Annotated in this window: 19 protein-coding genes; 9 read left to right on the top strand and 10 right to left on the bottom strand. The window is 61.8% G+C overall.

All coding sequences use genetic code 11. From position 1 onward, the window contains the following. Positions 1 to 45 precede the first annotated feature (45 nt). Together VI123_RS14255 and VI123_RS14250 are read left to right on the top strand one after the other, a co-directional pair. Positions 46 to 1,899: a class I SAM-dependent methyltransferase gene (locus tag VI123_RS14255; protein ID WP_336338733.1), complete on the top strand. Its 1,854-nt coding sequence runs from the start codon at positions 46 to 48 to the stop codon at positions 1,897 to 1,899. Between the two features lie 73 nt (positions 1,900 to 1,972). After that, on the top strand, positions 1,973 to 2,674 hold the full coding sequence (locus VI123_RS14250; RefSeq protein ID WP_336338732.1) for a methionyl-tRNA formyltransferase: 702 nt from the start codon (positions 1,973 to 1,975) through the stop codon (positions 2,672 to 2,674). A 1-nt stretch (position 2,675) separates the two neighbouring features. Here VI123_RS14250 and VI123_RS14245 read toward each other — a convergent pair whose 3' ends face one another. Together VI123_RS14245 and VI123_RS14240 are read right to left on the bottom strand one after the other, a co-directional pair. Further along, positions 2,676 to 3,677, bottom strand: coding sequence for a Gfo/Idh/MocA family protein (locus VI123_RS14245; protein ID WP_336338731.1), 1,002 nt, complete (start codon positions 3,675 to 3,677; stop codon positions 2,676 to 2,678). Then, a complete protein-coding gene (locus VI123_RS14240) occupies positions 3,674 to 4,786 on the bottom strand; it encodes a DegT/DnrJ/EryC1/StrS family aminotransferase (protein WP_336338730.1) in 1,113 nt (370 codons plus the stop codon). Before VI123_RS14240 ends, VI123_RS14245 begins: the two co-directional genes overlap by 4 nt. A 105-nt stretch (positions 4,787 to 4,891) precedes the next feature. Between VI123_RS14240 and VI123_RS14235 the strand changes: the two genes are divergently transcribed. Next, complete coding sequence (locus VI123_RS14235) at positions 4,892 to 5,833, top strand: glycosyltransferase family 2 protein (RefSeq protein WP_336338729.1); 942 nt, start codon at positions 4,892 to 4,894, stop codon at positions 5,831 to 5,833. 53 nt (positions 5,834 to 5,886) lie between these two features. On the opposite strand, the gene VI123_RS14230 is transcribed toward VI123_RS14235, so the two are convergent. After that, on the bottom strand, positions 5,887 to 7,152 hold the full coding sequence (locus tag VI123_RS14230) for a glycosyltransferase family 4 protein (protein WP_336338728.1): 1,266 nt from the start codon (positions 7,150 to 7,152) through the stop codon (positions 5,887 to 5,889). Positions 7,153 to 7,466: 314 nt separating this feature from the next. Here VI123_RS14230 and VI123_RS14225 point away from each other — a divergent pair, with 314 nt between their 5' ends. After that, the gene (locus VI123_RS14225) at positions 7,467 to 8,543 is read left to right on the top strand and encodes a glycosyltransferase (protein ID WP_407067007.1); all 1,077 of its coding nucleotides are present in this window, start codon (positions 7,467 to 7,469) and stop codon (positions 8,541 to 8,543) included. 263 nt (positions 8,544 to 8,806) lie between these two features. Here VI123_RS14225 and VI123_RS14220 read toward each other — a convergent pair whose 3' ends face one another. Both VI123_RS14220 and VI123_RS14215 read right to left on the bottom strand, forming a co-directional pair. Continuing rightward, positions 8,807 to 9,508 carry a class I SAM-dependent methyltransferase gene (locus VI123_RS14220; protein ID WP_336338726.1) on the bottom strand — a complete coding sequence of 234 codons (702 nt, stop codon included), beginning with the start codon at positions 9,506 to 9,508 and terminating at the stop codon, positions 8,807 to 8,809. Between the two features lie 200 nt (positions 9,509 to 9,708). Then, complete coding sequence (locus VI123_RS14215; RefSeq protein ID WP_336338725.1) at positions 9,709 to 10,632, bottom strand: helix-turn-helix domain-containing protein; 924 nt, start codon at positions 10,630 to 10,632, stop codon at positions 9,709 to 9,711. A 228-nt stretch (positions 10,633 to 10,860) separates the two neighbouring features. Between VI123_RS14215 and VI123_RS14210 the strand changes: the two genes are divergently transcribed. Then, positions 10,861 to 11,319 (top strand): DUF7342 family protein, encoded by a 459-nt coding sequence (locus tag VI123_RS14210; RefSeq protein ID WP_336338724.1) that lies wholly within the window; start codon positions 10,861 to 10,863, stop codon positions 11,317 to 11,319. A 45-nt stretch (positions 11,320 to 11,364) separates the two neighbouring features. On the opposite strand, the gene VI123_RS14205 is transcribed toward VI123_RS14210, so the two are convergent. Genes VI123_RS14205 through VI123_RS14195 form a run of 3 tightly spaced genes read right to left on the bottom strand, consistent with a single transcriptional unit; the run spans position 11,365 to position 13,150 of the window. Continuing rightward, a complete protein-coding gene (locus VI123_RS14205; protein ID WP_336338723.1) occupies positions 11,365 to 12,186 on the bottom strand; it encodes an SWIM zinc finger family protein in 822 nt (273 codons plus the stop codon). Positions 12,187 to 12,188: 2 nt separating this feature from the next. Beyond that, positions 12,189 to 12,641, bottom strand: a complete 453-nt coding sequence (locus tag VI123_RS14200; RefSeq protein ID WP_336338722.1) for a hypothetical protein — start codon at positions 12,639 to 12,641, stop codon at positions 12,189 to 12,191. Further along, positions 12,638 to 13,150, bottom strand: a complete 513-nt coding sequence (locus VI123_RS14195; protein ID WP_336338721.1) for a winged helix-turn-helix domain-containing protein — start codon at positions 13,148 to 13,150, stop codon at positions 12,638 to 12,640. Before VI123_RS14195 ends, VI123_RS14200 begins: the two co-directional genes overlap by 4 nt. 300 nt (positions 13,151 to 13,450) lie before the next feature. Here VI123_RS14195 and VI123_RS14190 point away from each other — a divergent pair, with 300 nt between their 5' ends. From VI123_RS14190 to VI123_RS14175, 4 genes are all read left to right on the top strand, one after another. After that, positions 13,451 to 16,153 carry a cation-translocating P-type ATPase gene (locus VI123_RS14190; protein ID WP_336338720.1) on the top strand — a complete coding sequence of 901 codons (2,703 nt, stop codon included), beginning with the start codon at positions 13,451 to 13,453 and terminating at the stop codon, positions 16,151 to 16,153. Positions 16,154 to 16,556: 403 nt separating this feature from the next. Then, positions 16,557 to 16,988: a DCC1-like thiol-disulfide oxidoreductase family protein gene (locus VI123_RS14185; RefSeq protein WP_336338719.1), complete on the top strand. Its 432-nt coding sequence runs from the start codon at positions 16,557 to 16,559 to the stop codon at positions 16,986 to 16,988. Positions 16,989 to 17,119: 131 nt separating this feature from the next. Continuing rightward, on the top strand, positions 17,120 to 17,572 hold the full coding sequence (locus tag VI123_RS14180; RefSeq protein ID WP_336338718.1) for a pyridoxamine 5'-phosphate oxidase family protein: 453 nt from the start codon (positions 17,120 to 17,122) through the stop codon (positions 17,570 to 17,572). Positions 17,573 to 17,715: 143 nt separating this feature from the next. Next, a complete protein-coding gene (locus tag VI123_RS14175; protein ID WP_336338717.1) occupies positions 17,716 to 17,868 on the top strand; it encodes a hypothetical protein in 153 nt (50 codons plus the stop codon). 491 nt (positions 17,869 to 18,359) lie between these two features. Here the strand turns inward: VI123_RS14175 and VI123_RS14170 are convergent, their stop codons facing one another. Together VI123_RS14170 and VI123_RS14165 are read right to left on the bottom strand one after the other, a co-directional pair. Then, on the bottom strand, positions 18,360 to 19,826 hold the full coding sequence (locus VI123_RS14170) for an amidohydrolase family protein (RefSeq protein WP_336338716.1): 1,467 nt from the start codon (positions 19,824 to 19,826) through the stop codon (positions 18,360 to 18,362). Between the two features lie 74 nt (positions 19,827 to 19,900). Further along, entirely contained in the window at positions 19,901 to 20,671 is a 771-nt protein-coding gene (locus tag VI123_RS14165) for a helix-turn-helix domain-containing protein (protein WP_336338715.1), read from the bottom strand. Between the last annotated feature and the right edge of the window lie 284 nt (positions 20,672 to 20,955).

Raw genomic sequence — 20,955 nt, 5'->3', positions numbered from 1 at the left:
TGTACGAACGACGATCGGGCGACGGAGTTTCGGGAGTGGACGCTGATGCGTGACGAAGTGCTCACCCGGTGGGTGAGCCAGCCGTCGGCTGACCCGGTGTATCAGTACCTCCGCGACGCCGAAAAGGAATCGGCGTGGGAGGTGCTCGGGCCGCGCGAGCACGTACTCGACATCGCGAGCGAGGCAAACGTCACCGCAGGTCTCGATGCCGATTCGGTGACCCGCGTCGACTTCTCCGCGGCCGCGATCGACCACGCCAGAAACGTGCTAGGCGACGAAGTCGACCGATACGAACAGACAACGCCCGAGGAGCCGCTGCTCCCCTTCGAAGCCGATAGCTTCGACGGCGCAGTCTCGATCGGGCCCTACGACTGGCGGTTTCTCGATATCGACACGCTCACCGCGGAGGTACGGCGCGTCACCGCACCCGAGGGGCGGTTTGTCTTCTCCGTACCGACTCCCCGTTCTCCGTACGAAACTGGCGGAAAGTACCGGCTCAGGTACTACGAACCTGAAGAGGCACTGTCCCTGCTCGACCCGGGAATGGGCCTGGATGACTGTGATCTCGTCTACCAGCATCCTTACTGGCTCCACTCGAAACTGGCGATGGCGCCTCCCGCGGTCCAGCGACCGTTCGTCGATTGGGCTGAGTCCCGGAGCGATGCGCTCGGCGACGACGACTGGGACGACGCTTCCTATCTCGTACTGGGTGCCCGGCCGCTGGACTACGAGGGGGCGCTGACGGACGCGCTCGACTGTCTCTTCAGGCCCGTTGACGAGCACGGCTTCTGGAACCCCGACACCGAGCGACTGATTCGTGCTCTGGCATACGACGCTGTTGATGGCCGCCCGGAGAACTGGACGCCAGTCGACGACAACGAGTGGCGATACGCACCGTTCGCACTGATGGGCGCCATGCAGTGGCGGGCGTCTCCACTCGGGACTGCGGACTGGGACGACAGACTCGAGGGACAACTCTCCTACTTTACCGACCGGGTTGACGACTCCCTGTCAGAGATGCCGAGCTACGGGGTCGGAGCGCTGACGGTGGCCTTCGCCTTAGCTGATGATGTGTTCGGAGACACCCCCAGCAGCCCAGACTATCTAGCCGTCGCGCGACGTCTGTTCGAGCACGCCGACGAACGGTTCACGTTTGACCACGCCGAGGACGCCCTCCTGCTGTACGGCTGGACGTATCTTTACGACCGGTGGGTAGATACCGACCTTCACGACGCTATCGACAGTGCCATGTACGAGATCATCGAGCGACAGAACGCTTGGAAGACGCTGTTCTATTTCGATAATCCGACGACTCGACGCCACCAGAACCAGATGTACACTCTCTGGGGGCTCTGTCGTGCCATCGAAGTGACCGACCGCGAGGGCTACCTTGAGAACGTCGAAGCAGTCCTTGACTACACGATCGAAGAGCGGATGCGTCGGGATGGCGCCTTTGTCTGGGAGGACCCATCTCGCCGTGTCTACGCAGGAACGGAACTCCGCCGCTGTCTCGGTCGCGGAAAAAGTCGACCGCCCCACTGGGAGTTCCTCTACCCATGCCACCAAACGTTCTTTGTTAACGCTGTGGCACACTACGAGGCCGCAGGCGGCGAGCGCGACTACGCCAGTGCCCTCGGAGACGCCATGCGTTGGGTGTTCGGCGATAACGACCGCGAACAGGACTTGCGGTCGCTGAGCGGGCTCGGCGTCCCCGTTCGATTCCTGACGACTGACGGTCGTCTTGATGTGCCCGACCAGCAATTTAAAGGAGCCTACGAGGTCGGTTCGCTGGTGATGGCGCTGACGAACCTTGTCGAGCGCTGTTCGGCCCGACGCAACCCGATCTCGAATCGAGCACGAACCGAAACGAACCCCGCATACTCCTCAACCCATGACTAAAATCGCCTTCTTCGGGAGCCATCCACTCGGCGTCGCCTGTCTCGACAAACTCAACGACCACCCGGAAGTCGACGTGGCGCTCGTCGTCACGTACCCCGAAGGCCACGACGGCTGGTGGGACGGGTCGGTCCGTACACGTGCCGAGACGTACGGCTATCCGGTGTATCCCCTCGCTGAAGAGCGTCGGATTCTCGACTACCAGGTCGACTATCTCCTGAGCGTGTACTACCCGAACATCCTCGACGCGGAGCTGCTCGACCACCCAGACCAAGAGGCAATAAACCTCCACCAAGCAGAACTCCCTCGATATCGTGGCTCGAACGTGTTCACACACGCTATCTTGAACGCCCGAGACGACGACTACTGGCAGTACGGGACGACCATGCACGTGATGGCAGAGGAGGTCGACGCCGGTGATGTCATCGACCGTCGGTTCGTCGAAATCCGAGAGGACGACACAGCGCGCTCGCTGTACGAACGAACCCGCGAGGCCTCAATCGATTTGTTCGAGGCGACGCTCCCCGATCTAGTGGCACACGAGATTCAAGACCGACGCACGCCCCAGTCAGTGTTCGACGGCCCGCGGTATTTTTATACCAAAGATAGCCTTGAGGGTCGCAAAGAGATCGATCCCGAACGGCTCGCTGACCCCGAAGCGGCGACGGCTGTGTACGACCTGATTCGCGCACTCGATTTTCCGCCTCATAAACCGGCGTACACCGTTCTCAAGGGACGGACGGTATTTCTCACGAAGACAGGCTACGAAGACCGTTGATTCAGTCTTGCAACAGCCCATCTGGTGTGACGACCTGTCCGCGCTCTGCAGAGCGTTCCGCGTCTTCCAGTAGTTCGACTGTTCGGGCACCAACGCGGCCCGATGCCTCAGGACATCGCCTCTCGCGACAGGCTGCGACGAACTCTTCGACTTCTGCGCGCAGCGGTTCAGTTTGGGGGGCCTCGTGGACGGTCTTGCCCTCTGACCGTGCGCGGAAGTCTCCGTTTTCGTGGACCATCGTGGCGTCGTAGAGTTCCACGGTAGTATCTTCCAAATAATCGACGTATGCCGATCGCTCGCTCCCGACGACGGTAAGGTCGCGACGCTTCCCGAATACTGGGACGTTCCATGACTCGTTAATAACGCCTGTCGTTTCACCGTACGAGAGCGTCAGTGTCGCCGTCTCGGCGACGCCATCCCGCACTGTCGAATCCAGCTGACAGTGGATGTCAGTCGGTCGGTCGTCAAGCAGATACCCGTAGATGTCCACGTCGTGGACGGCCAGCGAGTACAACACACCTGTCTCCGGCCGGGGCGCGCGGAACGCGTACCGGTTAGTCGAGAGGTAGATTATTTCCCCCAGTTCGCCGCGGTCGATGCGGCGCTTGAGATCCCGGAGTGCCGGGTGATACCGGAAGATGTGCCCGACTCCGAGCGTTCGGTCGCACTCGTCGGCCGCCTCAACGATGTCCCAGGCTGCTTCGCTGGTCAGTGCGAGCGGCTTTTCGACGAGTACGTCCACGCCAGCCCTCAGGAGGTCCGTCGCAACGGTCCGGTGAGTCGGAGAGGGTGACGCGACGACCGCGGCGTCGACGCCTAGGTCGGAGAGCCGCGTGTACTCGGTCGCATACTCAACGCCGTAGTTGTCGGCCATCTCCGCCACCCGTGGTTCGTCGATGTCGCAGAGCACCAGAGAATCGATTTCCCCCTCTGCGAGCAACTCTGCGGCCACGCGGACGTGGTTTGTCCCCCAGTACCCAGTTCCGATGACGGCGTAGTTCACGCGACCACCTCGAAGTAGGCCTCAACCGCCTCACAGACCCGGTCAATCGACTCGTCGTCGATCCGGGGATGCATCGGTAGCGAGACGATCCGATCACAGAGGGCCTCCGTCGTCGGGAGTGTCGGTGGATCGACCCGTTCCGTGACTGCGGGGTGTCGATGAGCCGGCGTCGGATAGTGGACACCGGTGTCGATCCCATTATCGTCGAGATACTCGCGAAGCGCGTCACGGTGGTCTTCGGGGACCTGTACCACGTAGAGGTGGTAGACGTGGTTGGCCCCCTCGGCGACAGTCGGCGTCGTCACCGACGGATGTGAGCCGAGGTGGTCGTCGTACCGGCTCGCGGCGACCGCGCGGCGTTGGTTCCACGCCGTCACGCGGTCGAGTTGTTCGATTCCGACCGTCGCGGCCACATCGCTCAGTCGATAGTTCAGCCCCAGTTCGCGGTGGACGCCCGCGTCGTCGCGTCCGTGGTTCCGATAGCGCCGTGCCTGCTCGGCGATCGCTTCGTCGTCGGTTACGATCATCCCGCCGTCGCCGGCGACAGTCATGTTCTTTGAGGGGTAGAAACTGAACGCACCGGCGGTCCCGGCGGTCCCGGCGGTAATCCCGTCGCGAGTGGCGAAGTGAGCCTGACACGCGTCTTCGACGACCGTCAGGTCGTATTTGTCGGCCAGTTCCTGGATCTCGACGACATCCGCTAGCTGGCCATAGAGGTGGACGGGGACGACCGCAGTCGGGGACTCGGAGCGCTCTACCGCCGCTTCTAGCGCCGCCGTGTCGATCGTGTATGTCTCGGGATTCACGTCGACGAACACGGGATTCGCCCTGAGTTCGAGCACCGGACTCACGGTCGCAAAGAACGTGTGCCCGGGGACGAATACGTCGTCTCCCTCACCGACCCCAGCCGCCCTGAGCGACAAGAGAATCGCCGCTGTACCGCTGTTAACCGCGACTGCGTGGTCCGTGCCGCAGTTCGATGCGAACCGGTCTTCGAACGCCTCGACACGGTCGCCCTTCACATATCGAGTGCTTCGCAGTGTCTCGGCGACGCGTTCGACGATCTCGTCGTCGACGTAGATGTCGGTAAAATCGACCCTGTCGGGCATTTACCGAGGCCTCGGGTTAGTGTCGCTTTGTTAGATGTAGTATATCCTGCACAAGTGTCTGGTACAAACCGGCTAACAATAACCTGCTCTGCGTACGTCCCCGTAATGGAGCCGCTTGTCAGTGCTGTCATACCCACGTACAACCGTGCTGAATACGTTGGCGGCGCGGTTGAGAGCGCCCTCCACCAGACGTACGACCGGGTAGAAGTCGTCGTGGTCAACGATGGGTCCACTGACGCGACGCCCGAAGTGCTCGCCGAATACGCCGATTACGACCGAGTTCGGGTGCTGCACAACGACCGCAACCGTGGTATCCCCTACACGATGAACCGCGGCATTGAGGCTGCTCGAGGGGAGTATATCGGTGTCTTCGGAGACGACGACCGGTGGCGGCCCCGGAAAGTCGAGCGCCAGATCGCAGTAATGGCAGAATGCGACAGTTCGTACTGCGGTGTCTACACGGGAGGCGTAATCGTTGACGACGACGGCACGGTCGTCGAGCAGGTGCAGACGGGTGCGAGTGGTGACGTGTATCCCGACGTACTTGTCCGGATGTCAATTCTACCTCATTCCAGCCAGCTCGTTCGGGCCGACTGCCTGCACGAGATCGGCGGATTCGACACCGAGTTTAGCGTCGCCTGTGACTGGGACCTGACTGTTCGCCTAGCCAAGCGCTGGAAGTTCGCCTACGTCCCAGAGACGCTGGTCGAGCGCATTCACCACGGCGATAACGTGACCGGCGACCCCGCGTACGATATCCGCGCACGGTGTCGCATGGCAGAAAAACACCGGGACGCGCTCGACGCAGTCAACGCAGAGAGCGCCCGCGCGTTCGAGGCGGCCCGTCGCCGCGAACTCGGGCTGTATGAACTCCACGAGGGCGACCGCACGGCAGCGCTTGGCCACTTCGTGTCGGCGCTTCGCTTGCAACCGACCGGGGGCCACGCGAGCCTCGCGCTCACGTCGGTTCTCGGCCTCGATGGGCTCCGTGCGGCCCGCCGACTGCGTGACGCAGTCCTCACCCGATCTCCCGTCGGTGAACCTTGAAACGGTCGGCAGTGGTGCCGCGGGTGTGTCCTGCTCTCGGTTCGCTGGTCCGCTCAGACGCGTCCTTCGACTGACTTGGACCGTTCGTCGGTGAGCCCTTGGTATGCAGCCACTAACCGTTCGGCTTCTCTTCGCCAGTTATAGCGCCGGCGAACAGCGGCCCGACCGTTGACCCCGAGTTCGTGTCGCATCTCTTCATCGGTCGCGAGCGACGCGAGTGCGGACGCCAGCGACGACGTGTCCCCATCAAGGACGATCCGACCAGCGTCGGCCCGGTCGACGACGCGCGCGAGCGGGTCGACATCGGAGACCACGACCGGTGTCCGGAGCGCCATATACTGGAACAGTTTGTGTGGGACGGTCGTCCCAGTGTGTGGGTTGTCACGGTGGAGGACAGTCGCGACGTCGCTTGCCGCGACATATCGTGGCACGTCTTCAAAATCGACCCAGCCGGTGAACGTGACTTGGTCTTCGAGGCCACGGCGGGCGACGCGGTCGCGTAACGCCCGGTCGTACGCGTCTTCCCCTGCCGACCCAACAAGCAGGAGGTGCGCGTTCGGAACCGATTCGATGAGGGCGGGCATCGCGTCGATGGCCGTCTCCAGGCCGCGATGGGGACCGAAACTACCGACATACGATACCACGAACTCCTCTTCGAACCCCGGGACTGGTGTCGCCGTGTCGTCGAACGTCTCCAAGTCGACCGTGTTCGAGACGATGTGGACTATCAGCGGGTCGGCCCCGCAGTCTTCGACGTAGTGGCGACGCCCCTCGGGAGTGGTTGCGAGTACGCGGTCGACATGACGGACTGCCTCCTGTTCGAGCCGTTTTAGCCGGGTGATTGGCGTAAATGTATTTTGAATTATCCGTCGAGGACTCGCCATCCCTTTTCGCCACTGGCGAGCGGCCTCCGGGTAGTTCTCGTGGAGATCGGCGACAACCGGGAGCCGGCGATCGGCCGCGACCGTCTGAGCGGTCCGGACAAGCGGGAGGTCGTGCACGTGGAGTATATCAACCCCAGCAGCGTCGACGAATCGCGAGATCTCGCGTTCCCAAATAACGTCCTGGAGTGTGAGAAGATAGCGAGCGGTCTTGATCGTCCGATAGACCGCGTTATACTGCGCTTCACGATGGATCCGATGGACGGTCAGAGGTCCGACAAGCTCCTGCTCGCGCTCGTTGGGGCGCCCAAGACAGAGGAGGTGAACGTCGTAGCCCGCGGCCGCGAGCGACCGAGCTTCTTTTTCTACACGTATATCTCTTGGAAAGAATCCGCGAAGGATCATCCCTACCCGGGGGCGGTCATCGGAGCCGTTCATACTTCGCGCTCGACTGCCCCGGTTTTGAGTATACGGTGTATACTGAGAACCGAGAGCAGTCGAGCACGTCTCGGTCCTATCGACCGAACACAGCGAATAGCTGGTTTCGGGCGTATACGCTTTCTATTGTCCGTAAGAGCTGATTTACAATCGGTCATAAATCCTTTTCCTCCCTACATGTCGAGGCATGCCCGGTTCATCCGGTCACGAACCACTAGCCGAACAGGAGTGACAGGCCCGTGATTGCGGTCTGGGCCGGGTTCGTGCTGTTGGCGGTTGCAGCTGTCCCGTATCTTATAATCTTCGCGCTCCATATGGCACTCGGGCCCGACGGATCCCCAGTAGATAAACGAGAGGTCGAACCCTCAGTTAGTATCGTCCTCCCGACGTTCAATGAGTCCGATATCGTTGAGACGAAACTTGAAGACATCGCGTCGCTCGATTACCCTACCGAGAAACTCGAACTGGTCGTCGTCGACGCGAGCGACGACGGAACAGGTGAACTTATCGAGTCGTTCTACACCGACCAAAACGGTCCGACGCTGTCGGTGATTCGTGAGGACTCCCGACGAGGGCTCGCAGTGGCGTTGAACGACGGCTACGCCGCTGCCTCAAACGAAATTGTTGTAAAGACCGACTGTGATTCGAAACTCGCCCCCGACGCACTCCGGGAAGCGGTCGCGAACTTCGACGACCCGTCGGTCGGGGGTGTGACCGGCCGGAACGCCGACGTTATCGGTGGAAGCGAGGTCGAGTCGAATTATCGGGGCATGCAGGCGTTCGTTCAGATGGCCGAGTCGCATCTCGATTCGACGCTTATTTTTCATGGACCGTTCTCGGCGTTTCGCCGGAACCTGATCGTCCCGATCGACGAAGACTCATTGGCGGACGACTCCGAACTCGCCCTGCGGATCCGTCGGAACGGTTCGCGCGTCGTATTCGACCCTGCTGTCCGGTACAAAGAGGCCGCTCAATCCGCGTTTCGCGATCGCCGGGCCCAGAAAGACCGACGCGGGATGGGGCTACTCCGGTTGCTGTTCAGGCAGGTTGACGCGCTCGGACAGCACGGCGCTTACGGCCGCGTCGTCCTCCCACTAAATTGGGGAATGATGGTCATTTCTCCCTGGCTCGTCACTGCTGGTATCATCGCCATCGTGGCCGGCGCGATTTCCAATTTCGGATGGCTGGGCATAGCGGTTCCGCTCACGCTCGGTGGCTTCGTGCTCCTCGGGTCGGCAGACCGGTTGGGACCGTTCGAACCGTTGTACGCGTTGTTCGACGCACAGGTATCGCTCGTCAGTGCTGGCCTGTCGCTCGTACTCTCGGACGCCGACGGAACTTGGGATCAGCAAACGGAACTCCGGAACACCTTCCAGACGGGCGAAGACTGAGGATTTTGACAAAGTTTCGTTTTGAAAATCAAAATGATTATTTCTGACACTTTGCGACCAGACGAACGACCGGAGGCTGGAGCGCACACTAGACATACGCCACCTCCGGTATGATAGCCGAGTTCGGATGCAACCTCTCGTCTGCGTCGGGGTGGTAATGCATCTTGTGTGGGACGGACATGGTGGTTCCGTGGAATGTGAGGTGATGGGTGTCGAGTCGGTGTGTGAGCGATTGGTGGGTCGAGTGCGTGGTCATTGGACGATCACCTCGGGGTGACGTCGATGGTGGTGACGAGACCGAAGAACGCGGTCGATACGTTCTCGACCGAGAGCCCGGCCTGCTTGACGGTCTCCAGCGGTTCGTGATTCAACCGGCAGCCGTTCTTCTTGTAGTGAGATTCGGCGCGCCAGGCTTGGAGCCAGGTGAGTGGCGCGGCGTCGCTGTGCCTGTGTTCGAGCAGCAGGATCTCGCCGTCGGGGGTGCAGACTCGTTCCATCTCGTGGAGCGCGGCAATCGGGTCGGGGAATGTGCACGTGGAGAACGACGAGATGACGGTGTCGAAGCTGTCATCAGGGAAGTCGAGTGCCTGAGCGTCCATCTGATGGACAGTACCGCTCAGTTCGAGCCTGTCGATCTCGTTGCGGGCGTGGCCGAGCATCTCATCGCTGATGTCGATGCCAACGACCTCGCTCGACGGCGGGAGATAGCGGAAGTTCCGCCCGGTGCCGCAGGCGACGTCGAGTACTCGGCCGTTTGCGTACTCGAACTGGCGGCGACGATACCGACCGGCGAACAGCCGGTCAAGCTGTCGCCACCGTGCGAGTTTGTCAGCGACATCTGCATACGCGTCGGCAATCTCGTCGGCCGATTTCGAGCGCCTTCGTGCTGATCGCTGTTGGTCGGTATTCTCGTTGTGTGTTCGATGCTGCTGGCCTGCCGTGTCGTGGGGATTGTTCGATTGCACGTGGTTGGCCTCCGTTGACCGCAATTATGGGCCGGGCCAGCAACACCAATAAAATCATTGGATATTTGATGATTTTATCGGATCTACTTCAAAACGCGAGTTGAGCAGAAAACCACAACAACAAGCGCTTAACGCAGATAATCATCGAACCCTCCGACCAGCACCACCATCTGCTCAACGATGATACCGTAATAATTCTGTCAGGAGTGCTGAAACTCACCGCTTTCGCCTCGCACGCGCTCCGTCCGCACCACTGTCGCGGTCGAATCAAGGTAGAGTCGAACTGCATCGTCCCCGTGACGCAACACGACTTCGTACTCCTCGGGATCGGACGCCGTCTGTTCGGACGTCCAACGGCCCTCGTAGACGTGTTCGTGAAACTCCCAGAGGCCCCGCGTCGTCACATCGATGCCACGATCCCAGTGGAACGCAATCGATGCCGGATGGTAGATGACACTGTAGGTCAACGGGCTGTTGTACTCCCGGAGACACTCCTCACACGCGCTCGTCACCACGAACGAATCAGCGTCAGGTAACGGACTTTCGGGTACTGCAACCACATCGGCAGACAGCTGCGCCCCGCACTCTGGACACATCTCCCGCCGGATCTGCCTGGCATCCTCCGCACTGCGTAGCTTGCCACTCTGGACGAGCGACTTGCCGTCCCGTGTCCTGACCTGTGCGGGCGTGACCGGCTGTCCCGTAACCTGTTGTTCACATGCCGTACAGTCGATTCGGAAAAACTGATGCGAGAGCTTCGCCTCCAGCGCCTCTTCGCCGCAAAAGACGCACACCCCATCGATCGGCTTCGGCCCAAACGACTCTGGTTGCTCGTAATTTCTCGACAAGATGAATCGAACGATGCGCTCACCAGCGTGTGACAGCGAGTAGCCATCGTCGCTTTTCCGCAGATAGGTCCCAGTGAGTTCTCCGAGGTGGTACGACAGCTTCGACGTGTTCTCCACATCGACGTGGTCGTAGATCTCGGAAAACGCGAGCTCAGCAGCTCCCGACCCGACCTGCTCGAGTTCGTACTGCGCAACAGCAACAGCACGGAGAATAGCAATCCGTGTATCGTCAGCAAGAAGGCGAAAAATACCCGTCGCCGAACGGTTTTCCGTCATTGTCTTTCCTTTCTACTCCCAGTTCAACGGCGATATAGAAACATCTTCTTCCCGAGGGCCTCGACACAACGTCCGAGGAACTGGTGGGTGGCTTGCGCCGGTCGAAGCGTCTCCATCAGTCGCCATCCGTGGGCTCGATGAGGTCGTTGCTCTCTTCGGCGAGTTCCCAGATTACCCGTTCTACGTCACCATCCTCGGGAACCGTCCGTTGTGCGAGCGGGGCAGGATATGCACGGTCGCCTTGGCTGCAGAGAACGACCAGCCACTCGTCGCTTCCATCTCCGAGTACGATGTAGTGGTCGCGATCAGCGCGCTGGAAGACCCGCCGGTCCGGGCGGTGAGACGACGCGCTACCAGCCGGACTACACGCGACTGCTCTTCGAGGAGATCCGTACGCTCATCGAGGAAAACGCGCGCGAGGAGCTACGCAACGAATTGGCCGCGATCACCGAGGAGATAGAGGAGTGGCAGGCAACCTACGACGTCGAGACGTGGGAGGCGCTCGAACAGTCGCTTGCTGAAGGGGCTCTCGCAAGTGGCGAGCTTCGCGACCGCCGCGACGTGATTACGCGTTGGGAAGAGAATCTGGGAGATCGCCGCCTCATCAAGCACGCGTTGGCACTCTACTCGGATGTCGAAGCCGCTCGCGAACAGCGGATCAACGTGGCTGACCGTGTGAGAAACTAATTCTCGGGATCTTCGAACTTGGGGGCGCTATCAAGGTCGAAACAGCTACTCGAAGGACTGACCGTCCGCCTTTTCCTGGAGTTCGACCACAGCCTTCTCGAAGTGTTCCGCGAGGAACGGCGTTCCCGACATTGACCGCTCGTTGAGGAAGGCGACGGCGTCAGTGACGGCATCAGCGTCGCGGCCACTGAACGCGACACAGTCGACGTACCCGTCGAGTGCCCGACTGAACGCCCTCGAGAAGTGATCGTACGCGCCGTCGACGCGCTCCATATTGTCGTCGAGCGACTCGACAAGTGCCCGGTAGACGGTCGCCGCCGACGCGTACCTCCCCTGCTCGCGGTACTCGTTCGCGAGATCGAACCACTGCGTGAAGTCGATCGGCTCGAAGACGACGTGGTACTCAGGGTTCGTCTCCTCGAACCGCCGGTTGATCGTGGTGCGAAGCTCGTCGACTGACCGTCTCGTCGGCTCGCCGACGTGGGCGAGAAACCGATCACGGAGATCCCCATCGCTTGGGAGTTCGTCACGCAGGAACGCGCGGAGTTCGTCGGCGTCGGCGCCGTCAAGTGCAGCATCAAGTTGGCTACTTTCGTCTTGAGGAGGGTCGTTGACACACCGAAGCAACACGGCGACGACGTGCTTGCACGTCCCCGGCCCGTCATACGGGCAGTCACACCACGGGGCAAACCTGTCGGCGGCGAAGTCGACACGGACATCGTACTGACGGCTACCGCTCACGACGGCGGTTACGGTGGTGTCGACACGGTGAATCTCGCGGATACGACCGTCAGCGAGATATCGCTCGCCACGTTCGAAGACCGCGTCCGTGCAGACACCCCGAACTGTGGCCTTGGTCACATCCATTCTTACGGTGGATTTGATGCGCTATTCAGCTGCTCAACGTCGTCGTCCTCGTACGCTGCGCGCCACATCGCGTGGACTGCACGAGTCACGAGTGAGACCTCGGTCACATCGATACAGGACGGCTCAGCGGCCGTCGTGGCGGCCTCGGGCAATGGGTGGAAATGGAGTTCGGGGGAGTGTGTATTCGGGTGGCGATCGAAGCGCCAGTTGACGCTGTCGCTGTCGACGTAGTGAAACGAATACATCCCCAGTTCGCTCCACTGGATATCGAGCCGGGCGCTCTCGGCGTCGCCGAGCCCATCAGTGAGACTGATTTGTAGTTCCGTGGGGGCGACGACGTCGTTGTACGCTGTTTCGTCGACTAACGGCTCGAGTTCGAGCCAGAGGTCACGAATCCGCTGGAGCGCCGGGAGATAGATCGGCCCGAATTCACCGGCTCGATCGTTATCGCTCATACAGCGAGCTGGTGACTGGCCTCGTCGTAGGCGAGTGCGGCTTGCGCGACGGCGAGATTCTTCCGCGTCGTTCGCCACGCAGTGAGATCGTCCCAGCCATCCGTCTCGTCGGCATCAAGTTGCTGGCTGAGCTCTTCGGGTGACACCACATCGTAGCGATCCTCGTAGCGACGGATCTCGGCTTTCATGTCCTTGATGCCGTCGAGCAACTCCGTTCGGTTGGCTTCCTCACGAAGCTCGCGGATCCGGGACATCAGAACCCGGTCGCTGTTTCGCTTGTATATCGTTGTTTGGCCGTCTTGCTCCGTCTCGGCGAACCCGGTGTTCACGAGCGCCTTGCAGTGTCGACGCGCGGTCGGCTCGCTCACGAGGGCGCGGTCGGCGATCTCGGCTGCCGACTGTCCCTTGTGGGTTTGTTCGACGATTTCGTACACCCGCTCGAACGGCGTGGTGTCGGCTTTCCAGTCTGCTTTGACCTGCTCGTTGACGTCGTCCCACGTCTCGGTCATACTGGGTGCTATATGCGCTATGAACAAATAATTTCCTGAGAAAACTATAACACCGTCAGTGCTTGTGCAGCAGCGTTGTCAGGCTATCTGCTCCGCTAACGTCTCGTGGTGCGTCCGGACAGTCGTTGGCGTGACGTTCCCTGCCTCCGCGACGTCGCTTTGCGTCATCCACAAAGCTGGGCAAGAACAGGAGCAGTAGAAGCCCGTTCTATCAGGGAAGCCGGGCGGTGTAACGGTAGTGTCTAGCATGCGAACACATATACTATCGGCCAGTGTTGTCAAAAGGCAAGAAATTTCGATATGACTGCCGCCGCTCCGGAGGAGGATACGTCATGGCACACGGTAGCTATGAAGACGGTGTACTCTCGATTGGCGAGTGCTGAGTCTGGGCTCTCCGCCGAGGAAGCCACGGCCAGGCGGGCGGACTACGGGCCGAATCGGCTCCCACAGAAGGAGCCCACCCCAGCGTGGCTCATCTTTCTCCGGCAGTTTCGGAGCCCGCTCATCTACATCCTCGCTGTGGCGGCAATTATTTCCATCGCTGTCGGGGAGACTACGGATGCAGGGTTCATCGCGCTCGTCCTGGTCGTCAACGCGATTATCGGGGGCACACAGGAGTTCCAGGCCGAACGGAGTAGTCGTGCATTGCAGCAGTTGCTTCGAACCAGGGGGACAGTCATCCGCGACGGGGAGACGGTCGACATCGATGGCGAGGATATCGTCCCCGGCGATGTTGTTCTGCTGGAGTCGGGCGACCGAGTCCCCGCAGATATCCGATTGACGGCGGGGACGAACCTCGAAGTCGACGAATCGGCGTTGACCGGCGAATCCGTGCCGGTCCTGAAAGACCCCGACTGGCGGGGTGAGGAAACGGCCCCGCTCGGGGATCGCCGGAACATGGCCTTCGCTGGCACCACCGTCACTCGGGGGCGAGGGCGCGGTCTCGTTGTCGAGACCGGGTCCGAAACGGTTATCGGACGACTCGCTGGCGACGTGTCGGCTGTCGAGGGCGGCAATCCACCGCTGGTGGTCCGGATGGAACGATTCACTCGACTCGTCGCCGTCGTAGTTCTGTTCGCGGCGGTTCTCGCTGCGCTGCTGGGGATTTTCGTCCGTGGCTTCGGTACCATCGAGATGTTCCTGTTCGCTGTGGCCCTCGCTGTGTCTGCGATTCCCGAGGGGCTCCCCGTCGCCATGACGGTGGCGCTCGGCGTCGCGACCAGTCGGATGGTTCGAGTCGGCGTCATCGTTCGGCAGCTCGTCGCTGTCGAGGGGCTGGGAAGTTGTACGATGATTGCGACGGACAAGACGGGCACGCTGACCGAGAACGAACTGACCGTTCGGCAGCTCAGACTGCCGGACGGGACGACGCTGGAAGTGACCGGCGCTGGCTACACCCCCGACGGGACGGTCCTGCAGGACGGGCACCAGCCCGATGCGGACGTGGCGAACGACCTCGCTCGCCTTGCCCGAGCGGCCACACTGTGTAACGAGGGGAGCATTCACCGCCGTGACGGGGAATGGACATGGAGCGGCGATCCGACCGATGTCGCGCTCCTGTCGTTCGCTCGAAAAGCGGGCCGGTATCGCGACTCCGAACTCACTGCCGCCCCGCAGACCAATCAGATTCCGTTCGAACCCGAACGCCGGTTCGCGGCGACGTTTCATACAACCGACGTCGGGACACGCGTCGTCGTCAAGGGTGCACCCGAGCGGGTTCTAGAGATGTGTACGTGGTCTGACGATGGAACTCGCCAAGAGATGCTTAACAGAGCCACGGGGATGGCGAAACAGGGGTACCGCGTGCTCGCGCTTGCCGAGAGCACGTTTGAGACAGAGATTACCGCCGAGGAGGAGCCACCCGACCCAACAGGGCTGACGTTTCTCGGGTTCGTAGGGATGGTTGACCCGCTCCGACCCGGTGTCAAAGACGCGATTGCGTCGGCACAGGAGGCGGGAATCGCTGTCTCGATGGTGACCGGCGACCATCCGGAGACTGCGCTTTCAATCGCTCAGGAACTCGGGTTAGCATCCGGACGTGAGGAAGTCCTGACGGGTGCCGACCTCGCTGACTTCACGCCAGCGGAACTCGTTGCTGCGGTCGAACAGACCCGCGTCTTCGCCCGTGTCTCTCCGGCTCAGAAACTCGATATCGTGAGCGCTGCCCAACAAGCGGGGCACTTCGTCGCCGTCACGGGCGACGGTGTCAACGACGCCCCCGCTCTTCGCGTAGCCAACATCGGGATTGCGATGGGGCAGGAGGGAACCGACGTAGCCCGAGATGCAGCCGAGCTCATCATCTCCGATGATAACTTCGCGACAATCGTCGCCGGGATCGAACAGGGCCGTGTCGCATACGACAACATCCGGAAAGTCATTTATCTGCTCATCTCGACCGGTGCCGCGGAGGTCGTCCTCGTGCTTTTGAGTCTCGCTGCGGGGTTACCGCTACCACTACTACCCGTCCAGCTGCTCTGGCTGAACCTCGTCACGAATGGCATTCAGGACGTCGCGCTCGCATTCGAACCGAAGGAAGACGACGTCCTAGAACGGAACCCGCGCTCCCCGACCGAACGCATCTTCAATCAGCTGATGATCGAGCGTACGGTCGTAGCTGCCACCGTGATGGGGGTTACCGGCCTCCTTACCTTCCAGTGGTTGCTCGACACTGGGTGGGGTGAGCCGGCGGCACGGAACGCCCTCCTCCTCCTGATGGTGCTGTTCGAGAACGTCCATTTGGGGAACACACGGTCGGAGACGCGCTCGATTTTCCGGATGCCGCCGTGGAAGAGCCCGATTCTCCTTGTCGGTGCTGTGGGGGCCTTCCTTATCCATCTCGGCGCTCTCTACTTCCCCCCAGCACAGCTCGTACTCGGGACGGCCCCGGTTGATCTCGGGGTGTGGGTTACACTTGCCGGTATCGCCCTCATCCTCGTAGCGGCGATGGAACTGCACAAGCTGAGCTGGCGACTGCGGTATCCGAAGCAGTCTGAGGAGGGATGATTCCGAAATCAGCTCCCCGGCCATAGTGAAATCAGCTCTGGTGAACACAGGTAATATCGGACCTGGTTGGTGGGTTCTTCATGCTCGGCGGTACTGTGTTTCTACAGATGAACAAGGCGAGTGCCTCGGGGCTTGACCCCGAGGCGGTTCACTGACTCGTGGGATTTCACACGCATGAAGTACTACAGCCCGTCTAATCGGTGGCTAGTAGCTGTGTGGTTCTGCCGCAGAAATCTATTTGAGTATTAGTAACGAATTACATGTCTGTACCACAATACAACACCATTCTTGTCCCGACCGATGGGAGCGACCATGCCGACGAGGCGACCGAGGTGGCATTCCAACTATAGTAGCCATTGAAAATCAATGCACACCTGATCGCACGAGAGCACGTAGGACGGGTATGTCACGATTCGGGTCGGTTCTCATCTACGACGGCGAGTGTCCGTACTGCTCGGTGGCCGCGAAGGCCCTGGAACGGGTCGACGACATCGGCGCGATATCGTGGTACGACGAGTCGGCCCAGTCGTTCCTGGCGGCACAGTTCGACGAGCCCCCGTTCGCGATGGTCCTCGTCGACCGGTCGGAAGGGCGGGTGTACGCCGGCCGCGCCGCCGCCGAGGAACTGGCCGGGCGTGCCGGACTGCCCGACCTCGTCGGCTCGCTGGTCAGGGAGAACTACGAGACAATCGCCCGCGTCGTCGGCTTGGCCAGCGGGCGCGGCAGGGAACCGGACGACGTTCACGAGCGGTACCCGCTGACCGACACCGCGCGGGACCGGTTCGACGCGCTAGCGGCGGACGCCGTCGACCGGGACATTCGCGCCGACGCGTAGCCGCGACGGCCGACGGTGTTCGAGGACAGGGTGCTCGCGCCGGTTCGCCGGCCCCCTCAATCGGGCGTTCGATTCCGAGTTCGTGAGAACGATACCCGGTTTTAATTCAGCCACGCCCACATGTTCGGCCTATGAGTTCGGATTACAGCCCGTTATTGGGCGCAGAACTGGACGATTCGGCTATCGACGCCGTGTTGACCGAGCAGGGAATCGGTGTCCTGTCGATGGCTGCCGACGGAGTGCCCTACGGCGTGCCGCTGTCGTTCGGGTACGACGGCGACGGGACGCTGTACTTCGTGTTTCTGGGCGCGACCGCGGAACTGCGGAAGGAGACGTACGCGGAACAGGCCGACGTGGCGAGCTTTACGACGTTCGACGTCGGGCCGGACGGAGCCTGGCGGAGCGTCATCGTCGCCGGACCGCTCAATCGCATCAAGATAGACGAGTGGGACGCCGCACGCGAGGCGCTCGCCGACAACGCCTACGAATCAGACCTCCTCTCCGAGTACGAACTGCAGGAAAACCCCAACGTGTGGGCGCTCGAAATACGGGAGCAGTCGGGCCGGGCCGTCGGCCAGCAGTGACCGCGGCGAGTGGCCGGTACTGACGACACCCGCTGGTGTCGACACCTCCGGGAGCCACGTGACCGTCGCCACAACGTGTGTCCGGACGCTTGTGAGCCGTGCCGAGCCACATGATTTTTGTGTGACTGGTTGATTATTCAGGTATGGACGTGACGACCAGACTAGAGGAATCCATCAAGCAAGTCCGACTCGCCAAACAGGATGTCACGGACCCCGAGGTTGTGCGGGAACTCGAAGAGACCCTCGAATCGCTCCGGTCGACACTGGAGTCGCTGGAAGAGAACAACGAGACGTAGTCGCCACGGGCTCGGCAAGTTCGGGTGCCCTGCTGTCCGGAACGTGGTGCGAACGAGTGTAGTGTGCCAAAGACTGGTAATTCGTTTACCGAATCCGTCTTGTATGCATGGTACAGCAGTTATCTCGTTTCGAACACAGCGATTGGCTCTTCGCCTCTAACATTTACCCAAATGTTAAAGTTCAGTGCGTGCGATACTGTGTCACATGAAGAAACGGCTACGAAACGCGTTGCACTCGCTCCCCGTCCGGCAGAAGGACAGCGGTACGAGCCTCGATGCCTGTACTGAATGTGGTGGCCCGTCGTTGCCCGGCGCTGGCCGCTGCGGCGACTGTCTGGAAGCCTAATCCCCGGTCGGGCACCCAGTAGTGCCGGTTACGTCACACCAGTCGTTGGCGGCACCGTCGATACTGGAGGGGGCGCAGACATCGACTGGTAGGGGCCCTGTGCTCTGTCGTGGGTCAGAGCGCGAGGGAACCTATCGACTGCCGCTCAGATGTCGCTCTCGCGCAGCATCCGGCGGCCGGACGCGACCAGTCGGTCGAGGTGTTCCTGGGCGGTCTGGTTGTACACCAGACCGTTACGTTTGCGGATTTCGCCGTCGACGATTACCGTGTCGACGTTCTCGATGCCGGACTGGAAGACGACGGTCTCGACGGGGTCGTGGACGGGCGCGGTGTTGAGGTCCCCGCCGTCGATGACGGTGATGTCGGCGCGTTTCCCCGGCGTAATCGAGCCGATGCGGTCTTCGAGGCCGAGTGCGCGGGCCCCGTCGATGGTCGAGGCCTCGAGCACGCGCCGTGCGGGCCGCGAGACGGTCTGAATCTGCTGGCCGGCCTCGACGGTGTCCTGGTTGTCGAGGCCGCGCTGGACCTGCAGGGCCATCCGCGCTTGCGTGAACATGTCGTCGCTGACGTTCGAGACCACGTCCACGCCGATGGTCGGGACAGCGCCGTTGTCGATGGCCTTCCCGAAGACCGGCATACCCATTCCCATCTGGAGTTCGACCTCCGGCGTCGTGGAGACGGACCCGCCGGACTCGCCGATGAGGGCGTGCTCCGCGTCGGAGAGCCGGTTCGCGTGGACGTAGTTCAGGTCGTCGCCGAGTAGGCCTAGTTCATCGAGCGTCCTGACGCCGCCGCCACCGAGCGAGCCGATGTGCATCGACGCGGGGATACCCAGCTCTCGGGCGGTCTCGATGTCCTGTGCGACGACCTCGTCGGTCGAGTAGTCGGGGCCGCGGATGCCCATGGCCAGGGTCAGGAGGCCGTCGTCGGAGGGGAACGTGGTCCGGGCCAGCCGCTGGATGTCGTCGGGGTGGGTCACGTCGCTGTTGTCCCACCACGTCGCACTGTCGTCGCCGGGCGGGCCGTGCGCGAACACCGCGCGGATGCCGGCGTCCTCCAGCCCCTCGATGGCGCGGTCGGTGTGTCCCGGCGTGTTCGCGATGTGGAACCAGTCGAGTACCGTCGTCGTGCCGGCGTTGAGCTGCTGGACTGCCCCGAAGAGGTTCCCGAGGTACGCGTCGCGCGGGCGGTAGTTCGCGCTTATCTCCCCGAGCATCTTCTCGAGGTACTCCAAGAAAGACCAGTCGCCCGCGACGCCGCGGACGCCCGCCTCCCAGGTGTGCAGGTGGGAGTTGACGAACCCGGGGACGACGACGGAGCCGCTGGCGTCGATGACGTCCGCGCCGCCCGCGTCCAGATTCGTTCCGAGCGCGGCTATCTCGCCGTCTTCGACCAGGATGTCGGCGTCGTCGAGGACGCCGTGTTGCGGGTCGACGGTCACGACCGTCCCGTCGGTTATCAGCAGGCGGTCCTCGCCGGAGCCGCCGTCCGCGGTGTGCTGGTCGGCCGCCGCGTTCCCGGACGCGAACACGATGCCCGAGAGCGTCGCGGCGCCCGCCTTCAGGTAGTTCCGCCTCGATACGGCCGTACCGTCCGATGTCTCGTCAGCCATGTACAGGTCGTACGAGGCGGTGGTGGCAGATGGGGGTTCGTTCGGAATATCCCAACTGCGGGCGAACGCGGCGGTCAGTCCGACTGCCCGGTCATCCGCGGCGCGGGGTCGGCCCTGTCACCGTCGCGGTCAGTCTGCAAGAACCGCCGGGCCAGCCGCCCCTCCGCCGCGTTCAGCCGGTACTGTAACGTCGAGGTCGGGATGCCCTCGGCTTCGGCGATGTCCTGCAGCGAATGCTGTCGCGGCTGCTCGTAGTAGCCGTACTCCACTGCCAGCCGGAGGGCGGTGCGTTGCTCCGCCGGCAGGTCCGTCGGCGCGGGCGTGCTGTGGCCCGTCCAGCCCGGCGCGCGCTCGACCCGGTCGAACGACAGCGACAGCCCGTCCCGAAGGTGCCGGTCGATTTCGTCGTACACATCGCTCATCGCCGCGCTGTCGGCCGCCAGAATCCGCCAGACGTACTCGTCGCGCTGTTGTTCGGCCCGGAACAACACGCCGTCGCTGAGGTAGTGCGCGACGAGGTACGGAATCGACCGGCAGCCGCCGTCCTCCGACTGCTTCGAGTAGATGACCCGTCGTCCCGGACGCTCCTCCAGGACCTCGTGTTGCCAGTCAATCTCACAGCCGCCCATCCCGCGGAGGTTGGAGCACCGCGACAGCCCCGCGACCGCGGTGTCGTACTCCGCAAGCGCCGCTTCCGGCCCCGAGACCTCGTCGACGCGCCACATCGTCCGCGGCGTCGCGTAACACGACAGCGTCCGGGCGTACAGGTCCGGATTGCTGATGAACACGTCCATCAGGTCGTCGGCCCCCTGTTTGTAGGTCACAGTAAATACGAATTCTCGCATCGGTGTCGAACTAGACCGCTCGGCCACATGAACGGCGTGTTGGTATGTACCAAGTCGGTTCGGTATCCGACTGCGTGCGTCGGGAGGCCGGCGTTGCCGTGGAGACGTCGAAGAAGTGTGGTCCGGTACTCACTGGCGGTTGAAACACGGTGGTGTAGACGGATAGCGCCAACAGACTCTAAATTCTCAAAATATAACTTTATATTTAGACCTTGAGCCTATATAATCGAATTTTTGTTCCTGAATATAGCTATACAAATCTATATTCTTGTTTCTGCTGTCCC

The organism is Haloarcula sp. DT43 (genome assembly GCF_037078405.1).
In the GTDB taxonomy this organism is placed as follows: Archaea; Halobacteriota; Halobacteria; order Halobacteriales; family Haloarculaceae; genus Haloarcula; species Haloarcula brevis.
This window is presented reverse-complemented; position numbering and strand designations above follow the sequence as displayed.